This window comes from Nonomuraea sp. NPDC049141 (assembly GCF_040648415.1).
Classification (GTDB): Bacteria; Actinomycetota; Actinomycetes; order Streptosporangiales; family Streptosporangiaceae; genus Nonomuraea.
This window is the reverse complement of record NZ_JBEZDR010000011.1, coordinates 74,231-99,438: the sequence shown is the minus strand read 5'-3', so window position 1 is coordinate 99,438 and position 25,208 is coordinate 74,231. Positions and strand designations below refer to the sequence as shown.

Genomic DNA, 25,208 nt, shown 5'->3' with positions numbered 1-25,208 from the left:
TCATCCGTGCAGCGGGCTGAACGCGGCATCTGCGGCGACGGCGGCGGCCAGCGTCCGGTGGGCGATGCCGATGTTGTGGCGCCAGAGCAGGCGGTAGTCGCCGCCCAGGGATGCGGGCGGCCGGGCGAGCAGGTCGGTGGCCTCGGCCACGATCTCCGCCGCCTCGCGGAAGCGGTACACGAACGCGGGCCCGGCGTTCGGCCCCAGCGCGGGGTCGGCGGCCGGGTTCAGCGGAGTCCGCAACAGCAGGGTCGCCAGGGCGGGCAGGGCCGCCTGCATGACGGGAAAGGCCGTCTGGAAGAACGGGCGGGGCGCGGTCGTCTTGCCGAACGCCTCGCCGAGCGCGGTCAGCACCAGTGTGTAGCAGTTGTCGAACAGGTGGGACAGACGGCGGAAGTCGCCGTCGAGGGCGGCGTCGGACGGGTTCGGCTGCATCGGATGGATAGGCGGCAGGCCGACCTCGCCATCGGCGATCCGCTGGAAGCGGCGGTAATGGGAGAGCTCCCAGGGGACGCCGATGATCGGCCCATAGGTGCCGTCAAGCCGGTCGCCGTAGTGGTCGTAGCCGCCGTACGGCTCCTCGTACGGCGCCGGCGGCTGCTGGATCAGCGCCCCCTCGCCCTGCTGCATGATCTCCATGATCGCCGCCTTCGCCGTGGCGAGATCGTGGACGATGTGCAGCTGCCCGCCGCCCGTGCCGACGTAGGTGTCGTCCCGCTGGAACCCGGTGTCGTGCCCGAACACCTCCTTCTCGCCGTACTTCGCCACGCAGGCGACGAAGCCCTCCTCGATCGCCTTGTAGAACTGCCCGATAGTGTCGTACAGCTCGCCCTCGGCCGGCGCGTCCGGGCTCGGCTCCGGCTCCTCGATCCGCATGAACACGGTGCGCGCCAGTGCCGGCGAGAGCGGCTGAAGCTGGATGAACGGCCCGCCCGCGGCGTGGCCGAGCAGGTACGACGGGTAACTCGGCACATAGTCGGGCCGCAGCGAGGGGATGCGGCCGATCGCGTTCATCAGGTTGGCGACCTGCATCATGTGCAGCATTTCTTCGATCACCACGCCGCGGATGAGGCGGCACGCCTCCGAGGCGGGGTCGCTGACCGAGTAGAGGGCGCACAAGTACGGCGGGATCGTGGACAGCTCGATCCCCAGCGCGCTCTGGAGATGGTCGCCCAGCGCGGCGATGGTGTCGATCGGCCTGTGGATCAGGGGCAGGGGTGGGCTCATGACGCATCGTCCGTTCGTCGGGCCGGGAGGTCGTTCGCGGCGGGCCGCAGGACGGTGCCGGCGTCTTCCTCGGGGGCGTCGGGGGTGAGGAGCACGACGGCGGTGCCGCCGATGGCGGGGGTGCGCGGGTCGGCGGCCAGCACCAGGACGGCCTGCGGAGCGTCCACCCGCTCGGGCGCGGTGTAGACGCCGTTCCGGTCGATCGTGCCGACCTGCGGCAGGACGCTCCACGCGGCCGGGAACGGGTCGCCGGAAAGCGTCGCGGCGAAGGACAGCGTGCCGCCCGGCCCGAGCGGCGCCGGGGCGTACGGGGTGACTTGCACGGCGGCGGGCGTCGCCGGGAAGACGACGATCCGCGCCTCGCCGGTCCGGTCGCCGATCCGCGCGCTGATCGTCACCGGGGTCGGCTTGTCCAGCTTCCTGGGCGGCGTGTAGCTGCCGTTCGCGTCCAGCTTGCCGACGGCCGTGGAGAGGGACCAGGTGGCCTTGTCCGCGGACCCGGGCAGCGCGGCGGTGAAGGCCTCCGGCTGGGCGCCGGCCTGGAGGACCGAGATGATCGGCGAGATCCGGACGTCGGCGGGGGTCACCACGACCGCCGCGTACGCCTGCTGCCTGTCCGCGGCGGCGGTGACCACGACGACCTTGGACCCGGTCACGGCGGCCGGCGGCCTGTACCGGCCGGTCGCGTCGATCGTGCCGCCACCGCGCGGGACGGACCAGGTCACCGGCCGGTCGGCGGTGAACTGGAGCGTCTCGCCGGTCGCCACGGAGGCTACCGGGGGCGTTACGTCGAGGTCGGATGCCCGCAGGGTGCCGAACACGACCAGGTCTCCGGGCACGTGCGCGCTCTCCAGGCGGGACGTCTGCCGCCCGGGGAACAGCAGGTTGGTCACCGCGAACGCTCCGACGTGCGGGATCTCGAAGCCGACCAGCAGTTCGGCGAACAGGTCCCTGATCTGGCGGGCGATCCAGTCGCAGACGGTCTGCTCGATCTGCTTCCAGGGCAGGCCGAAGAGGTCGGCCAGCCAGTTCGAGTCCGAGGCCGAGAAGCTCACCGCGATCCCGCCCGCGGCGGCGAAGGAGATCATCCCGGTGACCGGGTCGACCGACGGCCGGTGCGCGACGGCCAGCTTCACCATCATCGTGGCCTGGCCGTCCTGGCAGATGAGAGTGGTCATGCTCCACGGCTGCGGCCAGTCGTGCTTCCACTCACCGGCGAGGCCGTCGGCGGCGGGGGCGAAGGAGATCCCCTTCAGGGTGACCATCACCGGCTCCGGTTTTCCGCACCACCCGGACTGCATGTTCCCGAGCTGCAGATCGAAACTGCAGGGCACGTGGACGCGCCCGTCCGTGACCGTCGCCGACCACAGGTCGGCGGCGTCGCCCGCCGCGGAGACGACGACCCCGGTGGCGTGTGGCGACAGGGCGTTCTCCAGGGCTTGCCGCAGGATCTGGCCGACCAGCACTCTGCCGGACACCAGCAGCGCCGTATCCATTCCGGCGGGCACCGGGTTGGCGAGGGGCAGCACCGTCTGGTTTCCGCCCTTCGGGTGGTAGGTGGTGGGCACGAACAGCAGCACCCGTCCGGCGTCGGCCGTGTCGCTCTGGTCCCGCTGCGTGGCCAGCTCGAAGTCACCCGCGGGGGTGAGGTCCGTCTTGTTGGGCGTGTAGTCGAGGGTGCCGAGCGCGTACCGGTACCCCGTGGCGTGATCGCGGAGGAAGCCGAGGAAGTAGGTGCCGAGGATGGTGCCCGCGGCGTCGGTCATGCCGAGGTCGGCGAAGAACTCCTTGCCGTCCTCGATCCGCAGGACGACGTGGGTCTGGCTCTCGACGTCGCCCCGCACCTTGCCGAGGGGGACGGTGCCGGTGACGGTGTACCCGTGCCCCTCGGTGATCCACTGGGTGGAGACAACGCTGGTGCTCGCGCCGTCGGCCACGACGACGCGGACGATCCCGGCGAGGACCGGGATCGTGAGCAGCGCCGCCTGCGGGTCCTTCTCGGGGTCGAACGCGATCAGCGGGCGGCCCAGCACGACGTCCTGGAACTCGACCGCGTAGTCGCCGATGACGGGCACGCTGCCGGTCAGGGGCGGGAGGTGGTCGCCGTTGGCGAGGTCCATGGCGAACTGGCGCTGGAACAGGTCGTTCACCTTGTGCGCGGCCAGGGCGTACACGACGTCCCAGCCCTGCGTCACGCCCCTGTCCCGCAGCCGCGCGAGGATGTCCGCGGCGGTCGGCCCCGTGGTCATGACTTCTCCAATACGTCGTAGTCGAAGTCCCCGAGGACGTCGAGGACGAGCTGCACCGCGAGCGAGCCGCCCTCGCTCGAGTCGACGACCTCCGGGATCAGCAGAGGCTGGCCGACCCAGGGGAGGGGGGCCATCACGGCCTCGAAGATGTCCACCGGGGTGGTGTCGGGGTCGTGGTCCTCAAGCTGGTAGGAGGCCCCGGCGACGCCGGAGCCGATCAGGGCGAGGCCCATCAGGCAGTCCATCACGGTGTTGGCGCGGAAGAGCTGGGACGAGTCCCTGTCGGAGATCTTCTTGAACAGCCCGCCGAAGTCGACAAGCGTGAAGGCCGCGTCGGTCAGGATGGGCACCCAGAAGCAGCCGTACGTCTCGTTGCTGAGCTGGGCGCCCCTGGTCGTCGACCGCCATTCGTCCGCGGTGGGCGCGAAGAGGCGCTGGACGACGGCGTTGGCGACGAAGTCGAACGCGTTCCAGCACACCGCCGCCTTGTCGCTGACCGCTACCTGCATGTTCGCGTAGTTGACCAGGTCAGTCACCGCGTCGACGCCCATCAGGACGCACGACATGGCGACCTGCGCGTCGGCGAGTCCCCGGTCCGTGGCAGACGCCCCCTGCGCGCTTGCCGTCACCCTCGGGTCGTACGGCCCGCGACCGGTGCGGAGCAGGCACGCGAGCGTGACCGGGGCGGCGTACGCGAGGCAGATCAGCCTGCCCAGCGTCATCTTGTCCGTACGGCCGTCCGGCCGCACCACGTTCTCCCAGAACCAGGTGAGCAGCGGATCGTCGGTCATCGGCGCGCCAAGGGCCGCGGAGAGCCCGCGCACGACCTCGGCGGCGAGGTCCAGCAGCGCGACCGCAGCCACGTCCACGCAGTCCAGGGCCAGGTCGATCAGATCGCGGAGCACTGTCAGCAGGTCGGCTGCCCGGGTGCGCCCGAGGGCGGCAGGGTCGCGGAACCAGGGCTCGCACAGCGCGGTCAGGTCGCGTACGGCCCTATCGCCGTCCCGCAGGAACCCGGAGTCCTCCACCGCCTTGATCAGCCGTTCCCCGAGGCTGTCGGACAGCCCCGGGACCTTCGGCAGCGGGTGGCCGGCGAGGCTGGTCATGACCTTCGAGAGCACGTACTCGTTCTGCGCCGTGCTGCCGGGCACGGCGGACATCGCGCCGACCGGCGGCTTGATCGCGGTCAGGCCGCGGCCGGCGGCGATCTCGGCGATGGTGCGGTCGCCCAGGGCGGCCACGGCCCGGTCGAGCCCCGCGTCCACCTCCGACTTCAGGTCCGCGAAGAAACGGCCGGCAGCCACCGCGGCCGAGTCCTCGAGCCAGGTGGAGACCTGCGACAGGCCGCCGGTCACGTACCCGTGGAAGGCGTCCATGGTGCGCCAGACCGAGTCCCAGTGCAGTTCGTCCTGCACCCAGTCCTTGAACCGGTGCCAGGCGGCGCCGATCGCGTCGAGCACGCCCCGCAGGAACGAGCCGAACTCGGCCGCGCCTTCGACGACCAGGCCCTTGGCGAGGGACCACACTCCCTCGGCGTACTCCAGCAGGGCCGAGGCGGTCTGCGTGTTCGGGTCCACGATGAAGTTGACGAGCTTGGCCGCGCCGGTCGAGATCGCGTGCCAGAGGTCGGCGAACCAGCTCCCCAGGCTCTCGGCGAACAGCTCGCCCGCCAGGTCCGAGTCACCCACGGCGAGCTCCACGGCGGCGGCCTCGCGGTGGAAGTCCGCCATCCTGGCTGCGACCGCCTCGCTGGTGTCGTACCGGACGAACCGGGGGGAGGCCTGGTCGCGCAGGTCCAGCTCGAACCCGCCCTCGGCGGGCTTCGCGTCCGTGCAGGCCCTCGCGATCTCCATGATCGCGCCCGCCGCTGCGTCCGCCAGTTCGGGGGTCGAGTCCGGGAGCAGGGGCTTGCCGCCCGCCCGCGCGCCGAGCAGTGTCTGCGCGCTCATCGGCGGGATCGTCGCGCGGCCCGTGAACACCGGCGCGCGACCGGCGAGCGCGTCGAGCAGGTAGCCGTGCGGGGTGATCGCGAGCGCCGCCGGGGCGCCGTCGGCGCGCGCGGTGAACGTGACGGGGTCCAGGCCCGTGGCGGGCTGGGTGAACTCGACCGCGCCGGTCTCGTCCGTGGTGAGGACGGCGGGCAGCGCCGGCCGCGCGACCGCGCCGCGCCCCGCGATCTCCAGCCCCACCAGCCGCGAGGGAGTCAGCTCCACCCGGACGCCCTGGCACGGCAGGCCGTTCGCGTCGGTGACGGTAAGGCGGGTCCGGTAGCGGGAGACGCGGGTCGGTGCGGCGGCGGACGCCGCGTGCACCGGGACCCGGGTCCACCGGCCGGCTGGCCCGTCCCGGCTGAGCAGGTCGAGACCGCCGTCCACCCGGGTGACGGCGACCACGCCGGAGCCTGCGGCGGGGGTGCGCACCTGGACCGCGTCGGTGTCCAGCGGGAAGATCGGCGCCCACTTCGGCGAGCCGTCCCCCGCCCAGGAGGTCTGCCGCAGCAGCCAGAGCCTGCCGTTCGGGTCGCATCCGTAGCAGCGCAGCAGCCCGTCGTCGCCGACCTCGGCCGAGCCTTGGACGACCACGCCCAGCGGGATCTGGGTCGGCGTGTCGCTGAAGCCGGCCGAGGTGTACAGGTTGTGCGCGGTGTCGGTGAACACCGCCATCGCGGAGTCGGCGTGCGCGTACGTGGCCAGCAGACGCGCGACGGGCGCCTTCACCTTGACCACCGCGGGATCGGCGGCCACCCGCCCCTCGACGCCGGGCCAGATCCGCAGCTCGCCCCCGGCCGCGCCGAACAGCACCCACGCGTCCGGGGAGGTGTACGCCAGCCGGGCCTCCCCGCCGAGGAGCCTGCCGCCAAGGTTCACCTCGACGGCGCCCCACTTCCCGCCGTCGGCCGTGCAGAGGACCAGGTCGCCCTTCGCGGTCACCCCGGTGACCGCGAATGCCCCGGTCAGCGGGATCTCCGAGACGCTCAGTCCGGCGCACGGCGGCAGATCCTGAGAGGCGGACCACTTGCCGCCGCGCCGGACGGCGTGCAGCAGGGCGGTGTCGGTGGCGTAGAACGCGTGCACGAGTCCGTCCCCGTCCACCAGCGACACGATCTCCGAGGCGTCCGCTCCGCGCGGCAACGGGCGCAGCGTGCGGCCCGGCGAGGAGTCCGCCGGGTCCCGTAGCTCCACGGCCCCGGCGCCCGGGGTGATGGCGAGCAGCAGCGTGTTCCCGTCGGCGTCGATTGCGACGGACATGTGGTTGGGCGCCTCCGGGGCGACGCTGACCTGTTCGATCAGCAGCACGTCGGCGGACAGCCGCGAGTCCGCGGCGACGCGCAGGGGAGGGGTGTGGTCGATCGGCATGGGCTGCTCCAGAAAGAGGTCTCGGATGCGGCGGCGGGGTGTGGTGGGCGGCGCTCGGCGGGGGGTGTCAGCGCAGTCTCATGCCGCGGCGGCGCGGCCCGCGTCAGGGTGCCGACCCTGACATTTGCCGCCTGCCCTCCGCGGGCTGATCTGGATGCCGCGGGCTGATCTGAATCTGTTCACCGCGGCAGGGGCCGACATACGGTGGGTGCGTGGCGGAGCGGGTCGGCGAGGGGTCCCTGCTGGAACGTGGCAAAGAGGTCGCCGCGCTGCGGGCGGCGATGGAGGACGCCCGCGCCGGCCGCGGCTCTCTGGTGGTGGTACAGGGGCCGCCGGGTGTGGGGAAGACCAGGCTGTGCGCGGCGGCCGCCGAGTGCGGCCGGGCGGCCGGGCTGCGGGTGCTGGAAGGGCGGGGCCGGGAGCTGGAGCGCGAGATCGCGCTGGGCGTCGCGCTCGAACTGCTCACACCGCCGGTCACCGCCGCGACGCCAGCAGAGCGCGCCCGGCTGGTGCACGGCATGGCCGCGCCGGCCGCCCCGCTGTTCCCCGGCCTCCTGCCCGGGGCGGAGTCCGCCGCGCGCCTTGAGGCGGACGTCATGCTGTTCGGGTTGTGCTGGCTGGCCGCGAACCTCACCAGGTGGGATATGTCCGGCATGGAGGTCCAGCCCATGCTGGTCGCCGTGGACGACGCCCAGTGGGCGGACGAGTCGTCCGTGCGTTTCCTGGCCATGCTGGCCGACCGGGCCAGCAGGCTGCCTCTCTCCATGGTGGTCGCGGTGCGCGACGGCGAGGGCGAGACCGACGTGTCCGCGCTGCGCGCGCTGACTGCCCGGCCGCCGCACCGCCTGCTGGCTCCCGAGCCGTTGTCCGCCGCGGCGGTCGACCGGCTGGTGGCCGAGGCGGCGCCGGGCGCGGCTGCCGGCCTTGCCGCCGCGGTGGCCCACGCCAGCGGTGGAAACCCGTTCCTCGTCGGCGAGCTGCTGCGATACCTCCAGGGTGGCGGTACGGTGCCGGCGGCGGACGCGGTCGCGGGCATGGTGCCCGACACGGTGATCCGCTCGGTGCTGGCGCGGCTTGCCCGGCTGCCCAAAGGCGCGGGCCGGCTCGCCGCCTCGACGGCCGTGCTCGGCGACGGCACCCCGCTGCGCCGGGCCGCCGCGCACGCCGGCCTGGAGCTGCCGGCTGCCGAGCTCGCCGCCGACGCCCTCGCCGGGGCGCACCTGCTCCGCCCCGGCGACCCGCTGGCGTTCGCGCACCCCCTCGTCGCCGCGGCCGTGCACGCCGACCTGCCTGCCTTCGCCCGCGCCCGCGCCCACCGCAGCGCCGCCGACCTGCTCGCCGCGGACGGCGAAGGGGTCGAGAAGGTCGCCGGGCATCTCCTGGCCGCCCGGCCCGAAGGCGACCCCGCCGTGGCCGGCGTGCTGCGCGAGGCGGCGCGCCGCGCGCTGCGCCGGGGGGACCCGGCCGCCGCCATCCGCCTGCTGCGCCGCGCCTTACCCGACGAAGCGCCCGGCGAGCGGCGCAGCGAGCTTCTGCTCGAGCTGGCACGCGCGCAGGTGATCGCCGGCGATGTCGCGGGGCACGCCTCGGTCACCGAAGCCCTCGCCCTGCTCGACGGCGCGCCGCCGGACGTCAGGAGCAAGGCGCTGAACCTGCTCGCGCAGATCAGGCACGCCCGCGGCGACTTCTCCGGCGCTGCGAAAGAGCACGACGCGGCGCTCGGCCTGCTGGAGCCGGGCAGCGCGAAATGGCAGGACGCGCTGGCCGGCTATTTGATGGTCGCCACGTTCCACCCGCCGCTGCGCGGCGACGGCGAGCGGCGGATCGCCCCGGTGCTCAGGGAGGCCCGTCTCGGCCGGCCGCCCGACCGGCCTGGCCTGCTGGCCCACGTGGCCCTCAGGCTCGCGCTCGCCGGAGACCCGGTGCCCGAAGTGCGGCGGACGGCCGCGCTCGCGCTCGCCCGGGACCCGCTGGTGGGCACGGGCGGCCACGGCGCGCTGCTCGGGGTGGTCGTGCACAGCCTCGTCATCGTCGGCGAGCTCGCCGACGCCGAGGCCGCGGCCGACGCCGCCCTGTCCGCCGCCGCCGGCCGTGGAGACGTGCTCGCCTACGCCAGCGCGAGCTTCCACCGCGCGCTCGCCCGTTACCATCAGGGAGGTCTCACGGCGGCGCTGGCCGACGTCGAGGCAGCCCGGGTGCCGTACGCCGAGGGCTGGATCTCGGCCGGGGGCTGGATCGGTTTCCTGCTCGCCCGGCTGCATCTCGAACAGGGCGACGCCGCCGCCGCGGAGGAGGCGCTCCACCTGGCTGACCGGCGCCCGCCCGATGGCATGGACATGGCCTTGGTCCTCGACTCCCGTGCCCGGCTGGCCCTGCTGCGCGGCGAGCCCGCGGTGGCGCTCGACACCGCCCGCGCCGCCGGCCGGCAGCTCCAGCAGATCTACGAGATCGACCATCCCGGCCTGCTGCCGTGGCGTACCACCGCCGCCCTCGCCGCGCACCACCTCGGCGACCACCGCACCGCCCAAGGCCTCGCCGGCCAGGAGGTCGACCGCGCCCGCGCCGTCGGCGTGCCGCAGGCCGTCGGCGCCGCGCTCCGCGTCGCCGGCCTGGTCGCCCGGCCCCGCCCCGACATCGACCTGCTCGCTGAGGCGGCCCGCACGCTGCAGCAGACCCCGGCGGCGCTCGAACAGGCCCGCGCCCTCGTCGACCTCGGCGCGGCGCTGCGCCGCGCCGGCCGGCGGAACGACTGCCTGCAGCCGCTCCGCCAGGGGCTGGAGCTCGCCGACCGCATGCGTGCCCGCCCGCTCGCCGAGCGCGCCCGCGCCGAGTTACACGCCGCCGGCGTGCGGCCGCGCAGGGCCGCGGTGGCCGGCATCGAGGCGCTGACCCCGGCGGAGCGCCGAGTCGCCCTCCTCGCCCTGCACGGGCACAGCAACGGGCAGATCGCGCAGGCCCTGTTCGTCACCATCAAGACCGTGGAGACCCATCTGGCGCGCGCCTACCGCAAGCTCGCGATCAGCAACCGCCGCCAGCTTCAGCAAGCCTTCGGCGCCGCCGCCGCCCGGTGACACCGGGGGTGCTGAGCTGTGGCCAAGGCCCGCCTTCAGTCGCGTCACCGGCTCCCCGGCGCCGAAGCTCACGACAGTCCCATACCCGGTGCTGTGGACCGCCGGAGTGTTCGTACCGCTCATGCGTGAACTGCGTATCACTCACTACCAATGGGACCGGCCGTTCGTCGCGGACTCCACGGCCATCACCCAGACCTTCGGCCTCAAGCCCCAGCCCATCGACGACGCGCTGCGCGAAGCGGCACAGCTCGTGGGGGGCTGACGGCTTGCCCACGCTGCGCCTGTGTGACGCATCCCGCGCCGATCCGCGGTCTTCTCCGTCGTGCGGCGGTGGAGGGCCTCACGCTGTCCCGGGGCGGCAAGCCCGTCCGAGCTCGAGCATGGCTCGATATAGGGCGGTGGGTGCCGGGGCGGGGGCAGGGAAGAGTGCGCCGCTGAAGGGGGATCCGCGCCGTCGAGTGCCGCCGTCGCGCCGAAGTCCAGCGCGGCGCGCCGAGCGCCTTGCCGTAGATCGGTCGCCACCGTGCCGGCTGCCCCGGCGTGGCGGGCCAGCGCGATGACGCACAGTCCGACGCCGCCCGCGCCGATGACAAGCACGCGTTCGCCGCTTGTCAGGCGCGCGGCGCGGTGTACGGCTCCGTATGCGGTCAGGCCCGCGCAGCCGAGTACCGCGGCGTCGGCGAGCGGCCATGCCGATGGCCAGTCGTGGGGCAGGGGGAAGACGGCGGTCGAGGGCAGCACGACGTGTCTGGCCAGGCCGCCGACTCCGGAGGCGCGCAATGATGCGCCGTCGGGGAACCGGTACCGGTGAGTGCCGTCGAAGCGCAGACCGTCGCGCTGCATCGCCGATCGGAAGGCTGCGCAGTCGTCGTCCGCGCCGGCGGCGCACGCGGCGCATTTGCCGCAGGGGACCAGGAAGGAGCAGACGACTCGATCGCCCGGCCGTACTCGGCCGACCGATGGGCCGGTCTCGGCGATGGTGCCGGACAGCTCGTGCCCGAACACACAGGGCGGGGCGACCGTGCCGTGTCCCCGCAGCTTGTGCACGTCGCTGTGGCATGCTCCGCAGGCCGCCACCTCCAGCAGGACTTCGCCTTCCTGTGGTGCGGCCACCTCCACGGGACGGATCTTCAGCCCGGGGTCGACCCCTTCGAACACTGCCGCGACTGTGGGCCTCCACCCGCTCACCTGACACCCCCATCCGTGTGCGAGCCCGCCACGCCCGCAGTATCTATGGAGGAGCGTGCGCCCGGCGGCGCCCGCGATCCTGCCGAAGACGGCTCCCGACGTCAGCCCGCTGCCGCCCGGGTAGTTGCCCGAGAACAGGCCACCCACCAGTTCCCCCGCCGCGTACAGCCCTTTGATCGGCCGTGATTCCTCGTCCAGCACCCGGGCGCTGGTGTCAACGTGCAGCCCGCCGAAGGTGAACGTGATGCCGCAGCTCACCGCATACCCATAGAACGGCGGTGCCTCCAGCGCCAGCGCCCAGTTCGACTTGGGCGGTTCGGCCCGCGCCCGCCGCCCGTCCTTGATCGAGGGGTCGAACGGTTCGTCCACGATCGAGGCGTTGAAATCGTCCACCGTCGGGCGCAGTCCCTCGGGGGAGATGCCGAGCCGGCTCGCGAGCTCCTCTACAGTGTTCCCATCGGCCCAGGTGATCGGCCGGCTGTCGTATTCCTCGGTACGCAGCATCGGCCGGGTGGTGGCGTCGAACAGCTGCCACGCGATGCTGCCGGGCCGCCGGAGGATCTCACGACCGTACTTGGCGTAGGTGTAATTGCGGTAGTCGGCGCCCTCGTCCACGAAGCGGCGGCCGTCGCGGTCCACCACGATGCCCAAGGGGTAGCTCTGGCGGGTGTACTGGTTGGTCAGGCGTCTGTCGCCGCCGCCGGGTGGGGCTCCGGCGTCCCACGCGACGCTGTGGCAGGTGCCGTAGTCGCCGTAGGGGGCGGCGCCGAGGGCGAGGGCGAGTTCGAGGATCGCGCCGTCGTTCGTGGGGGTGCCGCGGACGATCGCTCGGGCCCATTCCGGACCCAGGTGGCGGGCCCTCAGGCACGAGCTGGCCTCGAACCCGCCCGCGGCCAAAACGACCGCGTGGGCTCGCACGGTGTGCTCACCGCTCGCGTCGGCGTACGTCACCGCGCGGTCACCGCGTCGGCGTGGCTCCGATGGAGCGCCGTCACGTTGGCGCCGTATCGGATCTCGACTCCAGAGGCCACCGCCGCCGCGGTGTGCTGAGCGATCAGGCCCTTGCCGCCGCCGACCGTGCCGAGCGCGAGACCGCCGAAGAACTTCCAGGTGCCGCCGCTCTCGTACGCCTGCCGCTCGAACATCAGCCGCCAGCCGTGCAGGAAGGTCCGGAACCGGCGCGTCAGTTGCCGCTCGCTCCAGCTGTTGGTGTCATCGAAGGTGTGGTAACCGTAGGCGTCCCGGATCATCCACGCGTGCTCGTACGTCGTCTTGGGCCGCTCGGCGTACTTCTTGACCTGCGACGCGTCACCGATTCCCAGCTGCTCGGCCAGGTAGTCCACCACCGGCCAGGGCACCGCGAGCGGATCCTCCAGGAACAGCCCCTTGTACCGGACGGTCCTGATCTGGACGGCGACGCCCAGCCGGTGAGAATCGGCTCTCGACTGCGCGATCACATTCCGGTCGAAGCTATCGAGGAAGAAGAACTTCTCCAGGTCTGACCTTGTACAGCCACAGGTCTGCCGTCTCGCCCCCGATCCGCCGAACCCGCTCCCAGAACCTCAAAGCCAGGTCATAGCGCTCCAGGTAGTGGGCGGTGCACCGGGGGCCGGAGACCCTTGCCCTTACCGCCGTTGTCGTGGGCGTCGTTGGTCTGGATGGTGGGCCGGTCGGTGCCTTGAGGACTGCCGGGCGACGGCTGGAAGAGGCCGATCCACACCCGCAGCGTCGGCAGATCGGGGCGGGAGCTGGTCCAGTGCACGCTGCGGTAGCCGGCGTTACCCCGCCGAGCGAAGCCGTGCTCGGTGAGCAGCTCGGCGACGACGGTGAAATCGTCTCCGGAGGCCGGCCTCGTAGGCCCTCCCACCAGTATCAGCGGCCAGGAGGTCATTTCTGCGAATCACGCACCGTCACCATCGTCATGCAGAGCTCCTTTGCCCCTGGTGACGCCGACCCGAGTGGGGGCCCCGAACGGCCTACCTTGCCCAGTTCTGAAGGCCCGAAAGGCGCATCCGCCCGGCCGCCGCGCACGCGGCAGCCCGGCGCCGGAGCCGAGGCGACGGACCCGGACGCCGTCGACCTGAGTCCTGCATCGCCGTGCTGCTCCTACGCGACGCGTTCGGCTCAGCCCTGCGTTGACAACCGCAGCACCGCCTTCTTCTTGGACAGCGAGAGGGCGCTGATGGTGATGCCGTTGAGCGTGCTCGCCGAGCCCTCGCTGAAGTACGAAGAGCCTGACACGCCAGGCCCGCTGGACTTCACGCTGACGCCGCTGGCATTGAAGGAGATGGTCAGCTTGGTGAAGACGAAGCTGGGGTCGATCCGGAACGAGACCTTCTTGGTGACGGTGATCTTGCAGTTGCCGTCGTAGCAGGCACGCAGGTTGGGCTTGGCGGCGGCGGACGCCGTGGGGGCGATGGCGGGGACGAGGGCGATGGACGCGGCCACCGCCAGGGCGGCGGTCCTGATCGTGGCGGACATGATCCTCCTTGCTCTTCACATGAGGTTGGGACGGGGTGATCCTTGAGCCCTCCCAGTGTGTGGCGGCTGCTCCGGGACCGGTCCCGGAGCAGCCGAGCCCCATCGAACACACCCACCTGGACGGGCATTCGGTCATCACGATGGTGGAAGCGGCGCTGGCCCGCCTGGTCGGCCACGAGATCGACCACCTGCTATCCGGCGCTGCCGTGATGAAGAGTCCTGTCTCTGCTGGTCAGACGTCGGCGGCCTGCCGTTGACGTGAATGGTCGATTGCCCGGCCTGGTCGGGCCGCAGAGGAGAGTTGTGCTGATACCGAGCGGCTGACCTTGGATTCCTTGCCGCTCTGCCGCACACCGGTCTCTGCGAAGATCCGGTTGCGCTGCCGGTCGAAGTCAGCCTTTCATCTTGAGCAGTTCGGCCTCTCGCTCGGACATCTTCAGCCGAACTTCATCCGGGGTGTCGGCGGCGGTCGCTGACCTGTCGCACCGAACCGGCCCCCTGTCTTCAGATAGATCAACGCTCAGCTCTACGGCGATCACGGAAAGCGACTGGGCAACTCACACGCCTCTGTGGACAACCGCAACGCGGGCCCTGCCGCCAGGCAACACAACCTCGCACAACACAACGATCTTCCGGGGAACGGCTTCCTTGTCTATCGGCGTGTGCTTTCTCATGCTCATGGCCTTACCCGGGCCGAAGCAGCCGGAGGAACAGCGCACTCCAATTAGGTGATCAGAGGCGCCACTGCCCCTTTCTCCCGTACTCGGCAACCGCCTCCCTTCCACGAACGCGGCGGTGATGGCTTCGACCGCAGTGGCAAACGATCACCAGCGTCCCGGGAATCTCGAAGAATCCGCTGGTCACGGGTGGGTTCGTTGGATTTTCGGCCAAGACTACGGTGACCCCATTGAGGGAGTCGAGCTGGGTCTGTAGCGACTGGCGCACCGTCGAGGCGCGGGCGTAGCCGATCTTGGCGTGCCCGGGCGTCTGGGTGCCGGCGGCGGGGCGGGGTAGTTCCACCCAGACGGTCCCGGGTTTGCGAAGCGCCGGGGTCGGCACGTTGAGCACCTTGGCCAGGGACGGCACGAGCCGGAACCGGGCGGTGTGGTATTGGGCGGCCACCTTGCCCCGGCCGGTGCGGCGCAGGAGGACATCGGGCAGCCGGACGCCGGGCCGCTGTTTCGTAGGTGAGGGCCTTTGAAACAGCGACGATGTCGGCTTTCTGTGTTGGGGACTCGGGGTGCTCATGCCATGGCTCACTCGCCTGCGGAGCGGCTGACCGGTCAGGACGTGGGGTCGGACTGCGCCCCAGGACCATGGATGATCTGTTCCAGACAATCGCGGAACAGATCGTCGACGGTGCGGCCGGGTTGGAAGTACTCGGCCACACCGGCCATCACGGTGGGGTGTGCCGCGGCGTAGGCGGCCATGTCGAAGCCCTCCAGGGCGTCCGCGTCCGGGCGGCCGAGCTGTTCCTCCAGGACGTAGCCGACGGTGAAGCGCAACACCGTCAACACGATCAGGCGAGCCTGCCGCAAGGGAATGCCCCGCCCGACCAGTGTGCTCATCGCCAGTTCGGAGATGGCGGCCATCTTGAGGGACAGTTGGGAGGCCGCGATGATCCGAGCTCCGTCCGGGTGGGCCAGCAATGCGTGCCGCAGCCGCCCGGCCAGGCCGATCAGCCAGTCCTGCCAGCGTTCCTCCGGCGCGGGCGACGCCAGCTCGGGGAACTGCTGCTCAAGAATCGCCTCGGCGATCGCGGTGACCAGCGCCGCCTTGTTCGGGATGTGCCAGTAAAGGGTCGGCGACTGTACGCCGAGCCGGGCGGCCAGTTTGCGCGTGGTCACGCCGTCGAGACCCTCGGCGTCCAGTAGCGCGACGGCCTCGGTGACGATCCGCTGTTTGTCCAGAGCCAATTCCTGCACCTCCCTTCCTGACCCTATCAGTGATAGAGTCCTCTATCAGTGATAGAGACTCACGCACCAGGGAGGCAACGATGAGACACCGGCACTCGCTCCGCGACCTGCTGCACAGGGCGACCCATCGCATTCCGGGGGTTCCCGCGCACACCGAGTGGCCGGCCGGCCACCAGAGCCAGGCCCGCCACGGCCATGGGTGGCAGCACCCGCTCACGCACCACCGTTCGCACCACCACGGGTTCAACCACTCTCCAGCCCGTCCGCCTCGCGTCCTGGCGGCGTGGCAGACGCGGATCGCCCGCTTGTTCGGTCAGGAACTGGGATGAAGGCGGCGGTGCTCCACGAGGTCGGCGGCATCCCGCGCTATGAGGACTTCCCCGATCCGGTGGCCGGCGACGGCGAGGTGATCATCGACGTCAAGGCGGTCGCCGTCGAGAACGTCGACAAGGCGATCGCGGCCGGTACGCACTACGCCAGCGAGAAGTACATCGGCCGGTTTCCGGCGATCCCTGCCTTCGACGGCATCGGCGCCCTCCCGGACGGCACGCTCGTCGGGTTCGGCAACATCCGCCTGCCCTACGGCGCGCTCGCCGAGAAGGCCGTGGTGCCCCAGGGCTCCTACGTGCCGATCCCTGACGGCATCGACCCGGCCGTGGCGACCGTGATGGCCTCGGCCATCACCGCGATGTCGATGAAAGCGGCCGCGGGGTTCGTTCCCGGGGAGACGGTGCTGGTGCAGGGCGCCACCGGGGTGGCCGGGCGGCTCGCGGTCAAGGTGGCCCGGCTGCTGGGCGCCGGCCGGATCGTCGCCACCGGCCGCGACTACGACCAGTTACGCGAGGTACAGGCCATCGGGGCCGACACAGTGATCAACACCGCGGTCTCCGACGAGGCGCTGGCGCAGGCGTACCTCGACGCCAGGGGGGACGGCTACGACGTCGTCGTGGACTACCTGTGGGGCAGGCCCAGCCAGATCCTGCTGCGTGCGCTGGTGCCGCGGTCGTTCGCGTTCGGCAAGCCGACCCGGGTGGTCCAGATCGGTGAGTCGGCCGGCACCGAGCTCGCCCTCGCCGGGTCGAGCCTGCGCACCTCCGGCGTGGAGATCTACGGCGCGGCCAAGGGGCTCGACCCGCAGACCATGGACGAGGCGTACCAGCAGATCGTGACGTGGACACGGTCCGGCGAGCTCACCTTCGATGTGGAGAAGGCCCCGCTGAGCGACATCGAGACCGCCTGGCAGCGAACCGACCTCAAAGGCAGGCGACTCGTCGTGATGCCATGACCGGCCCGTGTCCACGGCACACCAGCGATGATCACCGGTCAGCGTTCCGTCGCCGTCCCCACCCACGACGTCGACGGAACCGTCTCGAGCGGCGGTGCCTGGCCCCGGCGGCCGCAGCCCCCGCTCCGGGGCCGCGCGCGGTGCCGCCCTCGGCGATCGCCGATGTGGTAGAGGTGCGGCGCCTCCGGGAACTGCGGACCGGTGCCCCCCAAGCCAGATCGGGGTCGATGCCGGGCAGATCGCTCCATACCGGATCCGACCACGGGCCCTCGGGACGGTCACTGGAGATGAGGAAGGTGCCACCGGCGCCGACCAACGTAGTGATCACGTAGAACCGGCCGCCATGGTGACGGATGGTGGGCGCGTAGACGCCACGCGAGGCCGGGATGCTCGGCGGCAGCCGTAGCTGTGAGGGACGGTCCAGGACGTTGCCGAGTTGCTCCCAGTGCACCAGGTCACGACTACGAAAGAGTACGCATCGAAACTCACAGGGTGGTGGTTGCGCCGCCGGATCTGGTCGGGCCTGCCTACTTGATCGCGCCCGCGCCGATGCCCTTCACGATGTGACGTTGCGCCATCAGATAGAAGATCACGACCGGCACGATCGAGATGGTCGTGGCGGCCAGGAGGATCTGCTGCTGTGGCGTCTCGGCGGAGGTGAAAGCGGTCAGACCGCGCTGGACGGGCATGAGGGAGTTGTCGTCGAACAGGACGAGCGCCATGAGGTACTCGTTCCACGCTCCCAGCCCTTGAATGACCGCCACGGCGGCGAGGCCGGGCCGCGCCAGTGGGAGGATCACGTTCCAGAAGATGCGCAGCGGACCGGCGCCGTCCAGCGCGGCCGCCTCCTCCACAGCGCGGGGCTGGCTGACGAAGAAGCTGCGCATGATGAGCGTCGACATCGGGATGCCCGAGGTGATCAGGATCAGTACGTAGCCGACGGGATTGTTCGTCAGGTTGAGTGAGATGAGCAGCTTGTACTGCGCGAGGAACATGGCGGGAGCGGGGATGATCATCACGGCGAGGATGACGAACGTGAACACGCTCTTGCCCGCGAAGTCGAGCCGCGCGAGCGCGTACCCGGCGAGGCTGGACACCAGCAGGATGCCGATGACGGCCGATCCCGTGTAGAGCACGCTGTTGCGCAGGTAGATGCCGAGTTCTCCCTGGACCCATGCGGTCACGTAGTTGTGCCACTGCGGGTCCGCGGGCAGGAAGCTGTCGTTCGAGAGCAGCTCCGTGAGGCTCTGCAGAGATCCGGACAGCATCCACAGCAGGGGGAACAGCGCGATCAGCGCGGCGACGCCCAGCAGTCCGTACAAGCCGATCTTGTCGAGGCGTACCCTCCGTCGGGTCCCGCCTTCGGCCCTTGCCGTCATCATACGCGGGACCTCCGCCTGGTGATCGTGAGCTGGATCACGGACAGCAGCACGAGGGCGCCGCCGAAGATGACCGACATGGCCGCGGCACTGCCGTAACGCCAGTTGACGAACGCCTCGTTGTAGATGGCGAGGGTCGGCACCATCGTGTGCTGGCCCGGTCCGCCGTTGGTCAGCACCTGCACGGTCCCGAAAATCTGGAGCGCGGCGAGCAGCGTCAGCAGGCTCACGATCGAGGTGACCGGAGCCAGCTGCGGCCAGGTGACGTACCGGAATTTCGACCAGCGGTTCGCGCCGTCGAGTTCGGCGGCCTCGTACAGTTCTTTGGGCACGTCCTGCAGCCCCGCGAGGAAGAGCAGGAAGCCGAACCCCCAGTGGAACCAGACGAACACCGCCGCCACGACGGGCAGCGCGACGGCTGGCTCGCCAAGCCAGTTCTGCTGTAGCGTGCTCAACCCCACCAGGCTGAGCAGCCGGTTGAGGATGCCGGATCCAGGGGCCAGGATGAACGAGAACAGCAGACCGACGACGACCACCGACAACACGCCCGGCAGGTAGAAGACGGTGCGGAAGAAAGTCCTGCCGCGGGTGATGTTGTTGACGGCCAGCGCCATGCCCAAGGCGACTCCGTTGCCGACGACGAACCCGACGACGCCGAAGAACAGGACGTTGCGCATGGACGCCCAGAAGATCGGGTCGGAGGCGACGAAGTCGTAGTTGGCCAGCCCCACCCATGGGGTGTCGGGGCTGACGCCGTCCCAGGACTGGAAGCTCAGCAGGATCGCCTGCGCGAACGGCGTGATCGTGAAGATCCCGATGAGCGCGATGGCCGGCGCCAGGAACAACCAGCCGATCAGGTTGCGCCGGAGAGTGCGCCTCCCGCGCGGCGCCCGAGGTGGACGCCGCACGGGAATCGCGAGGTGCTGCGCCGTCATGACGTACGGTCCTGCGCCGCCTGGATGTTGGTGAGGACCTCGTCCACCGTCGCCTCGCCCAGCACCAAGCGCTGAGACTCCGCTCTGATCGCGGTGATCACGTCAGGTGTGAAGGTCGTTGACATGACTTGCATGTTCTTCACGCCGGCGGCGAAGCCCGCGAGCTGGTCGGGGATGTCCGCGCCGGCGAGGAGTTCCGGGTTGCTGGGGAGGATGCGAGCGGTCTTGGCGAACACCGCCTGCTGCTCGGGCTCGGTCAGCCACTTCACGAACGCGAGCGCCTTGTCGGACTGCTTGCCCCTCGGGTTGATCACCGCGCCCTTCCCGGGGATACCCGGCGAGCGCGGGTCGTGGACGCTGCCGGGAGCCTTGGGGACCCCGGTGGAGAAGTAGTCGTCGAATTCCGGGTTCGTCCTGTGGCCGACCGCGATGCCGGGGGCGGCGTCGAAGATGGCACCCATCTTCTTGGTGAAGAAGGACGACTCCACGTTCGGGTGGTCGTCCTGGCCACCGGGGATGGAGTCGTCGGCGAGGACACCGGCCTTCTTCACCTCGGCCAGGAACTGGAAGGCGTTGCGCCAGCCGTCCTGTTTCCAGCTCGCTTTCCCGTTGAGGGTCGCTTCGATCTCGGCGTCCGTCAGCCAGTTCGAGGCGAGGGCCTGGATGATGTTCGGCGTTTGCGAGGCCGCGATGGAGAATTTCGCCTTCTTCGCGGTGAGCGCGTCGATGAACTCGGCCGTCGTCGCGGGCGGCTTTTCCGCAGATATTCCGGTCAGCGCCGGGTTGATGAGGAAGCCGTACGTCTGCGTCTCCCAGTGCACCGAGTAGACGCCGGGCTTGACCCCGAGGTTGTTACCTTCCTGGAACGTCGACATCTTGAGCACGGCGGGGCTGAAGTTCTTGCTCCAACCGGCGTTCAACTGGGAGGAAAGGTCCATCGCCCAGCCGGCCTTGTAGAACGGCGCCATCTGGGACGCGTCGAACGACGAATAGATGTCGGGCATGGATCTGGACTGCGCCTTCGCCTGCAGCTTGGGCAGGTAGTCGACCGGACCGGGCGTGTCGACAGTGATCTTGACGCCGGTCTTCTTGGTGTACTGCTGCGCGAGTTGTTTGAGCGCGGCCTCTTGCCCGCGCGACTGGTTCATGAAGGTCAGTCCGGCGTCCCCGGTGTTGGTGGATTCGCCGGATGACGAGCAGCCGGCCAGAGCAAGCACTCCGACGATCGCCAATGATCCTGCGGTCGCGGTAATGGTGCGGCGGCGAGCGCCGCGTGTGGTGGATTTCGTACCCATAGTTCTCGCCTCTGGAAGCCTTGGATGGAGGAGGCATTCTTCGGTGAACGCCGTTCAATGCCGATGAAAGTGGTTCTGGCCCTGTCAGTCGGCTGCCGGCCGACCGTTCTCCTTCCGTGTCCATGAAGAGCCGCTCAGGACGCTGGGGCGGGGGAGCGCGCCGAGTCCTTCTGACGTGAGGATCCAGCCGCGGGGAAGTTCTGCCCCCTGGTCCACCGCTGTGGCGATATGCGCCATCGCGGCCAGCAGTCCTCCATTCGCCGGGAGATAAATCGTGAGGAATCCCGGCATTTGCGGATTGTGTCCGTTGGGGAGGAACATGTTCTTCGGTGAAGGAAGCAGAAGGGCGTCGATCGCACGGCCGACATCGCCGAGACGGGCCGCGGACATCGCCATGACGGGGTAGTCCCAGCCCCAGCTGGACTGCAGGTCCCAGCGCTCCCATACGGCATCGAGCGTCGCCGACATCGTGGCCGGGTCCACGAGCTGCGTGTCCGGAAGCCACCCCAACGCCATGAGCATGGACGGGTGATCCTTCCGGATGAGCCACGGGGGCGTCGCGATGGCCGCGTACGTACCGTCGGGAAGCAATGCGGGCCGGCTCATGTTCCGCGCCACCCGGTCCCACTCCTGGCTCGGTTCGAGACCGAGCCGCGCTCTCCACTCGTTCGCCACGCCGAGTGCCCATGACCAGTACGCCAGCTCGAAGGTCGGATCGGTGTTCGTCGCCCGGTCGGTGAGGTAGCTCTCCTGCGCGGGGATGAGCGGAGGCGGCAGCCTGAAGGATCCGTCGCGTTCCTCGGCGAAGTCGGCCATGAAGTCGGCGGTCGCCTCGACGAGCGGGTAGTGCTCACGCAGGAACGACTCCTCGCGCCCCTCGCCGCGCAGCGACTCCAGCAGGTAGATCACGTGCGGCTGCTGCCACAGGAGGAAGACGCCGATGTTGCTCGGCGACTCGCGCGCGGACGGATCGGTCTGCTTCGGCCAGCGGGCTCCGCGATACCCCTGTCGGCGGGCGGTCGCCTTCGCCGCCTCCAGGGCTTCGTGATACCAGCGCATGCTGCGTTCGAGCAGGTGCCCTCGCCCCCACATCGGGAAATGCGCCGCATGCCACCAGTGCATCTCGAGGTGGAACTTGCCCGACCAGGTGTTGTACGTCAGACCGGACTCCGCGGGAGGCGTGACCCCGGCACTGTTGACGGCCATGAGGTACTGCGAGAGAACGACGCGGCGTTCCAGTTCCGCGGCGCGCGCGTCCGTGCTGCCGGCGAGGCTGACCGCGGCACCGGTGCTCCAGTGCTCCGCCCACCAGGTCCGCGCGGACGCGCCGACGGCGGAGAAGTCGTCCTTGTCCGGTCGCCGATCCTGATCCGGCATCAGCGTCACCACGACCTCGAGAACGGTGGCGTCTGTGTGCGCGATGACCGAGCCGGTTCCCGCACGCAGGCTGCCGGTGGTGCGGACGCCTACGCCGTAGGTCAGCGCCTCCACCGTGCGCCGTGCCTGCCAGTGGCGCTCCGTCCGCTGGTCCCAGACCGTCTCCTGCGCGAGCGGGAGTTCGAAGGCGGCCAGGCCGTCCGGCTGTTCGTCGAACACCCAGGCGACGCCCCACCCGCGAAGCAGCAGGCCGGATTCGACCCGCACGGCGAAGCGGTGGTCCCGCGGGTCGGCGACGGTGGTGACGCGGACGCGCTCGCCGTCGAGGACGTACGCGGCCTGGATCGTTCCCGTCCACAGGTCGAGCTCGGTACGGACGTCGGTGAGCGCGGCCGGATCGTCGAGCCCCGTCCCGTCGGGGCGGACCAGAGCGAGGCGGCCGAGGTGGGCGCGGCGGGGGTTGAAGTGGTACCACGCGCCCGCGACGAACTCGTCGGCGATCGGGTCGCCGGCACGGTGCAGACCCATGCGGTCGAGATAGGGCACCGGGCCGCGGGACGTCTCGTACAGGGTGGTCGCGTCGTCGAGCCGGAGCGCCCGGTCGGCGCGCGTCTCGTACCAGCCCCAGGTCGACTGGGTACGCAGGGGGATCTGGAAGTCGTCGGCGTCGAAGACGCGCGGGCGCTGCTCGGGCAGGCCGGACAGCCCGTCGTGAACGACGCGGTGCGGGTCGGGGACCAGTTCGTGGAAGGATGGGAACGTCTGCAGCCCGGAGATGTCGACCGTGAGCGCGATGTCACCGTTGCCGACCGTGAGGACGTCAGCGGGGTGCGCGGACGTCAGCACGGGGTTGTGCCGTCGCACGAGTCGGCGCCGGTCGATTGCCTCGGACATCCTCGCCTTTCCTTGAATCTTGAGTTTCAGCCGCTGAGGTCTCTCAGAGCGCGTTGGCCTTGGCGACGCCGCCCAGCCACGCGAGGCTCGGCTTGGGCCGGCGCTCGAACGTCTCCCGGTCGACGGCGACGAGGCCGAACGTCGGGTCCCAGTGCCCCCACTCGTAGTTGTCGAGCAGGCTCCAATGGAGGTAGCCCCGCACGTCCACGCCCGCTGCCATCGCCTCGGACAGCGCGTCGAGCGCGCCGGCGGTGTAGGCGATGCGCCGGGAGTCGTCGCCGGTCGCGATGCCGTTCTCGGTGACGACGATCGGAACGTCGGGCAGGACGTCGGCGGTGTGCCGGACGGCGATGCCGAGGGCGTCGGGGCGGTACGCCGTCCGCACGAGGGTGTTGTCCGGGTGGACGGGGTGCGGTTCGATACCGTCGAGCCCCACCCACTGCGCCGAATAGGCCTGCACCCCGATGAAGTCGTCGCCCCGCGCCGCCTCCAGGTAGAGGTCCTCCCAGACGTACTCGAGCCGCCGGCGCACCTCCTCCGCCCCAGGACGGGTCTCGAACGCGCGGCTCGCGACCGACCATCCCACCCGGGCGTCCGTGCGCTCGCGCAGCACGTCCCGCGCCGCCTGGTGCGCCTCGATGAGACGGCGCCCGATCTCCGTCGGCGGAGCCGGCTTCGCCGGCCGGGGCGTGTCCGCCTCCAGCGTGGGGCTGAGCCACTCCAGACCCGAGTCGGGGTCGAGCGTAGCCTCCGCCTCGCGCACCATGATCGCGAGCATGTTGGGCTCATTGATGGTGCAGACCCACTCGACGCCGTCGAGGATCGAGGTGGCCGCCTCGACATAGGCGCGGAAGCGGTCCACGGCCCGTTCGCCGCGCCAGCCGCCCTCCTCGGCGAACCATCTTGGCGAGGTGAAGTGGTGAATCGTCACGAACGGGACGACGCCCGCGGTGAGACATGCGTCGATCATGCGCCGGTAGTGCGCGAGCGCCGCGCGGGACACCCGTCCCGGGGCCGGCTCGATGCGCGCCCACTCGATGCCGAAGCGGTAGGTGTTCAGGCCCGACTCCGCGACGAGCCGGATGTCCTCGGGGTATCGGTGGTAGCTGTCGAGGGCGTCGCCGCTGCGATCCGCCCCTGGCATGCGCTCCTCCTGCGCCCAGAAGTCGCTGTTGACGTTGTTGCCCTCGACCTGGTGCGGCGCGCTCGCCGCACCCCAGAGGAAGCCGTCGGGGAAGGTGTGCATTCGTCTCTCGATCACATGTCGGTCCGGCGCGAATCAGCCGTAGCGGGCTCCGAATGCGAGTCAACGTAGCCGCTACGTCGCGAGAAGGTCAAGGAAAAACGTGTACCGGTCTACGACATCTTCACTAGTCAATGTGGGCATGTTCTGGATCATTCGCTAGTCTTCATAGACCGGTCTATGCGGACGATGATCCCGGCGTCGTAGGATCGGCAGGACTTGGCTGGAGAAGGGGATGCCCATGGTCGCGCCTGAGCGACGACGACGAGTGACCATTTCCGACGTGGCGAAACACGCCGGGGTCTCCAAGGCAGCGGTCTCCAAGGTCATCCGCAATGACTACGGGGTCAGCGACGCCATGCGAGACCGCGTCAAGCGGGCCATCGACGAGCTCGGCTACCGCCCCCAGGCCGCCGCGCGGGCGCTGCGGGGGCGGGCCTTCACCATCGGCGTGCTCATGCAGCACATTGGGATCCCGTTCTACGCCGAGATCATGACCGGCCTGGTGGAGCAGCTCGCCGAGTCCGACTATCAGGCGATCATGATCCAGGGAGGCACCCTCGACAAGACCGAGAAACGTGCCCTGGAGGCTCTGATAGACCGGCAGGTGGACGGCATCCTCATGATCGCCCCACTGGTCGGCCGCACCCAGCTTGAGCAGGTGGCGCGCGACATCCCCACCGTGGTGCTGGGCCGCCACGACAGGTCGCCGGCGTACGACTCGATCGTCGACGACGACAGGGTCGGCTCCGAGCTCGTCATGGAACACCTGATCGCGCTCGGCCACCGTCGCATCGGGCACATCACCTTCCAGCAGGAGCCTGGACGGGCGGCCGACCAGATGCCGCGGATCAGGGCCGAGACCTACGAGCGGGTGATGCGGGACCACGGGCTCGCCGACGAGATCGCCGTCGCGGCGACCTCGTACTCAGAGGAGGGCGGCTACGACGGTGCCCGAGAGCTGCTGAGCCGCTCTCCGCTCCCCACCGCGATCTTCGCCGGTTCCGACGAGGCGGCCCTCGGCGTGCTGGCCGCGCTGCACGAGGCGGGCCTGTCCGCCCCGGACGACGTCTCCGTGGCCGGCTACGACAACACCAGGCTGGCCGCCCATCCCAACATCGCGCTGACCACCGTCAACCAGGACGGAGTCGTCATGGGCCGGATGGCCGGGCGGCTGCTGCTCGAGCGCATCGAAGGCCGCACGTCGCCGGTGCACTTCTCGGTCATTCCAAGCCTGGTCGTCCGGCGCTCCACCGCCTCTCCCCGCTGACGTCCCGCCTTTACCGGAACGCGAACACCGCCGGAGTGAGGA

19 protein-coding genes and 1 pseudogene are annotated in these 25,208 nt (G+C 70.4%); 5 read left to right on the top strand and 15 right to left on the bottom strand.

Translation table 11 applies throughout. From position 1 onward, the window contains the following. Genes AB0B91_RS31530 through AB0B91_RS31520 form a run of 3 tightly spaced genes read right to left on the bottom strand, consistent with a single transcriptional unit; the run spans position 1 to position 6,832 of the window. The gene (locus AB0B91_RS31530; RefSeq protein WP_358327245.1) at positions 1 to 1,227 is read right to left on the bottom strand and encodes a ferritin-like protein; all 1,227 of its coding nucleotides are present in this window, start codon (positions 1,225 to 1,227) and stop codon (positions 1 to 3) included. Next, a complete protein-coding gene (locus AB0B91_RS31525; protein WP_358327243.1) occupies positions 1,224 to 3,476 on the bottom strand; it encodes a hypothetical protein in 2,253 nt (750 codons plus the stop codon). The genes AB0B91_RS31530 and AB0B91_RS31525 overlap by 4 nt, the downstream gene beginning before the upstream one ends. Beyond that, a complete protein-coding gene (locus AB0B91_RS31520) occupies positions 3,473 to 6,832 on the bottom strand; it encodes a hypothetical protein (protein ID WP_358327242.1) in 3,360 nt (1,119 codons plus the stop codon). Before AB0B91_RS31520 ends, AB0B91_RS31525 begins: the two co-directional genes overlap by 4 nt. A 212-nt stretch (positions 6,833 to 7,044) precedes the next feature. Here AB0B91_RS31520 and AB0B91_RS31515 point away from each other — a divergent pair, with 212 nt between their 5' ends. Then, positions 7,045 to 9,903: an AAA family ATPase gene (locus tag AB0B91_RS31515; RefSeq protein WP_358327240.1), complete on the top strand. Its 2,859-nt coding sequence runs from the start codon at positions 7,045 to 7,047 to the stop codon at positions 9,901 to 9,903. Between the two features lie 144 nt (positions 9,904 to 10,047). Here AB0B91_RS31515 and AB0B91_RS31510 read toward each other — a convergent pair whose 3' ends face one another. The 4 genes and pseudogenes from AB0B91_RS31510 to AB0B91_RS31495 form a co-directional block, all read right to left on the bottom strand. After that, positions 10,048 to 12,042, bottom strand: a complete 1,995-nt coding sequence (locus AB0B91_RS31510; RefSeq protein WP_358327238.1) for an FAD-binding protein — start codon at positions 12,040 to 12,042, stop codon at positions 10,048 to 10,050. A 203-nt stretch (positions 12,043 to 12,245) separates the two neighbouring features. Then, a pseudogene (locus AB0B91_RS31505) lies at positions 12,246 to 12,593 on the bottom strand (DUF4158 domain-containing protein); the annotation flags it as partial. A gap of 71 nt (positions 12,594 to 12,664) precedes the next feature. Beyond that, positions 12,665 to 12,958, bottom strand: a complete 294-nt coding sequence (locus AB0B91_RS31500; RefSeq protein ID WP_358327236.1) for a hypothetical protein — start codon at positions 12,956 to 12,958, stop codon at positions 12,665 to 12,667. A gap of 257 nt (positions 12,959 to 13,215) precedes the next feature. After that, positions 13,216 to 13,572 (bottom strand): hypothetical protein, encoded by a 357-nt coding sequence (locus AB0B91_RS31495; RefSeq protein ID WP_358327234.1) that lies wholly within the window; start codon positions 13,570 to 13,572, stop codon positions 13,216 to 13,218. Between the two features lie 35 nt (positions 13,573 to 13,607). Here AB0B91_RS31495 and AB0B91_RS31490 point away from each other — a divergent pair, with 35 nt between their 5' ends. Further along, on the top strand, positions 13,608 to 13,829 hold the full coding sequence (locus AB0B91_RS31490; RefSeq protein WP_358327232.1) for a hypothetical protein: 222 nt from the start codon (positions 13,608 to 13,610) through the stop codon (positions 13,827 to 13,829). Between the two features lie 475 nt (positions 13,830 to 14,304). Here the strand turns inward: AB0B91_RS31490 and AB0B91_RS31485 are convergent, their stop codons facing one another. Then, entirely contained in the window at positions 14,305 to 14,820 is a 516-nt protein-coding gene (locus AB0B91_RS31485; RefSeq protein ID WP_358327230.1) for a hypothetical protein, read from the bottom strand. A gap of 35 nt (positions 14,821 to 14,855) precedes the next feature. Beyond that, a complete protein-coding gene (locus tag AB0B91_RS31480) occupies positions 14,856 to 15,497 on the bottom strand; it encodes a TetR/AcrR family transcriptional regulator C-terminal domain-containing protein (RefSeq protein ID WP_358327228.1) in 642 nt (213 codons plus the stop codon). Positions 15,498 to 15,568: 71 nt separating this feature from the next. Here AB0B91_RS31480 and AB0B91_RS31475 point away from each other — a divergent pair, with 71 nt between their 5' ends. Further along, complete coding sequence (locus AB0B91_RS31475) at positions 15,569 to 15,817, top strand: hypothetical protein (protein ID WP_358327226.1); 249 nt, start codon at positions 15,569 to 15,571, stop codon at positions 15,815 to 15,817. After that, positions 15,814 to 16,773 (top strand): zinc-binding alcohol dehydrogenase family protein, encoded by a 960-nt coding sequence (locus AB0B91_RS31470; RefSeq protein WP_358327224.1) that lies wholly within the window; start codon positions 15,814 to 15,816, stop codon positions 16,771 to 16,773. Before AB0B91_RS31475 ends, AB0B91_RS31470 begins: the two co-directional genes overlap by 4 nt. 31 nt (positions 16,774 to 16,804) lie before the next feature. On the opposite strand, the gene AB0B91_RS31465 is transcribed toward AB0B91_RS31470, so the two are convergent. From AB0B91_RS31465 to AB0B91_RS31440, 6 genes are all read right to left on the bottom strand, one after another. Further along, a complete protein-coding gene (locus tag AB0B91_RS31465) occupies positions 16,805 to 17,224 on the bottom strand; it encodes a family 43 glycosylhydrolase (protein WP_358327222.1) in 420 nt (139 codons plus the stop codon). A gap of 76 nt (positions 17,225 to 17,300) precedes the next feature. Then, entirely contained in the window at positions 17,301 to 18,155 is an 855-nt protein-coding gene (locus AB0B91_RS31460; protein WP_358327220.1) for a carbohydrate ABC transporter permease, read from the bottom strand. Beyond that, entirely contained in the window at positions 18,152 to 19,087 is a 936-nt protein-coding gene (locus AB0B91_RS31455; RefSeq protein ID WP_358327218.1) for a sugar ABC transporter permease, read from the bottom strand. Before AB0B91_RS31455 ends, AB0B91_RS31460 begins: the two co-directional genes overlap by 4 nt. Then, positions 19,084 to 20,319 (bottom strand): extracellular solute-binding protein, encoded by a 1,236-nt coding sequence (locus AB0B91_RS31450; protein ID WP_358327216.1) that lies wholly within the window; start codon positions 20,317 to 20,319, stop codon positions 19,084 to 19,086. The genes AB0B91_RS31455 and AB0B91_RS31450 overlap by 4 nt, the downstream gene beginning before the upstream one ends. Before the next feature lie 147 nt (positions 20,320 to 20,466). Next, the gene (locus AB0B91_RS31445; RefSeq protein ID WP_358327212.1) at positions 20,467 to 22,653 is read right to left on the bottom strand and encodes a hypothetical protein; all 2,187 of its coding nucleotides are present in this window, start codon (positions 22,651 to 22,653) and stop codon (positions 20,467 to 20,469) included. A 43-nt stretch (positions 22,654 to 22,696) separates the two neighbouring features. Continuing rightward, on the bottom strand, positions 22,697 to 23,914 hold the full coding sequence (locus AB0B91_RS31440) for a family 1 glycosylhydrolase (RefSeq protein WP_358327210.1): 1,218 nt from the start codon (positions 23,912 to 23,914) through the stop codon (positions 22,697 to 22,699). 265 nt (positions 23,915 to 24,179) lie between these two features. On the opposite strand from AB0B91_RS31440, the gene AB0B91_RS31435 reads away from it, so the two are divergent. Continuing rightward, positions 24,180 to 25,166, top strand: a complete 987-nt coding sequence (locus AB0B91_RS31435; protein WP_358327208.1) for a LacI family DNA-binding transcriptional regulator — start codon at positions 24,180 to 24,182, stop codon at positions 25,164 to 25,166. Positions 25,167 to 25,208 lie beyond the last annotated feature (42 nt).

What these genes read in the sequence shown, in the direction of transcription:
- AB0B91_RS31455 (WP_358327218.1), bottom strand. Translation starts at nt 19,087, where the DNA reads ATGACGGCGCAGCACCTCGCGATTCCCGTGCGGCGTCCACCTCGGGCG.
- AB0B91_RS31475 (WP_358327226.1), top strand. Translation starts at nt 15,569, where the DNA reads ATGAGACACCGGCACTCGCTCCGCGACCTGCTGCACAGGGCGACCCAT.
- AB0B91_RS31460 (WP_358327220.1), bottom strand. Translation starts at nt 18,155, where the DNA reads ATGATGACGGCAAGGGCCGAAGGCGGGACCCGACGGAGGGTACGCCTC.
- AB0B91_RS31470 (WP_358327224.1), top strand. Translation starts at nt 15,814, where the DNA reads ATGAAGGCGGCGGTGCTCCACGAGGTCGGCGGCATCCCGCGCTATGAG.
- AB0B91_RS31495 (WP_358327234.1), bottom strand. Translation starts at nt 13,572, where the DNA reads ATGTCCGCCACGATCAGGACCGCCGCCCTGGCGGTGGCCGCGTCCATC.
- AB0B91_RS31525 (WP_358327243.1), bottom strand. Translation starts at nt 3,476, where the DNA reads ATGACCACGGGGCCGACCGCCGCGGACATCCTCGCGCGGCTGCGGGAC.
- AB0B91_RS31520 (WP_358327242.1), bottom strand. Translation starts at nt 6,832, where the DNA reads ATGCCGATCGACCACACCCCTCCCCTGCGCGTCGCCGCGGACTCGCGG.
- AB0B91_RS31485 (WP_358327230.1), bottom strand. Translation starts at nt 14,820, where the DNA reads ATGAGCACCCCGAGTCCCCAACACAGAAAGCCGACATCGTCGCTGTTT.
- AB0B91_RS31445 (WP_358327212.1), bottom strand. Translation starts at nt 22,653, where the DNA reads ATGTCCGAGGCAATCGACCGGCGCCGACTCGTGCGACGGCACAACCCC.
- AB0B91_RS31530 (WP_358327245.1), bottom strand. Translation starts at nt 1,227, where the DNA reads ATGAGCCCACCCCTGCCCCTGATCCACAGGCCGATCGACACCATCGCC.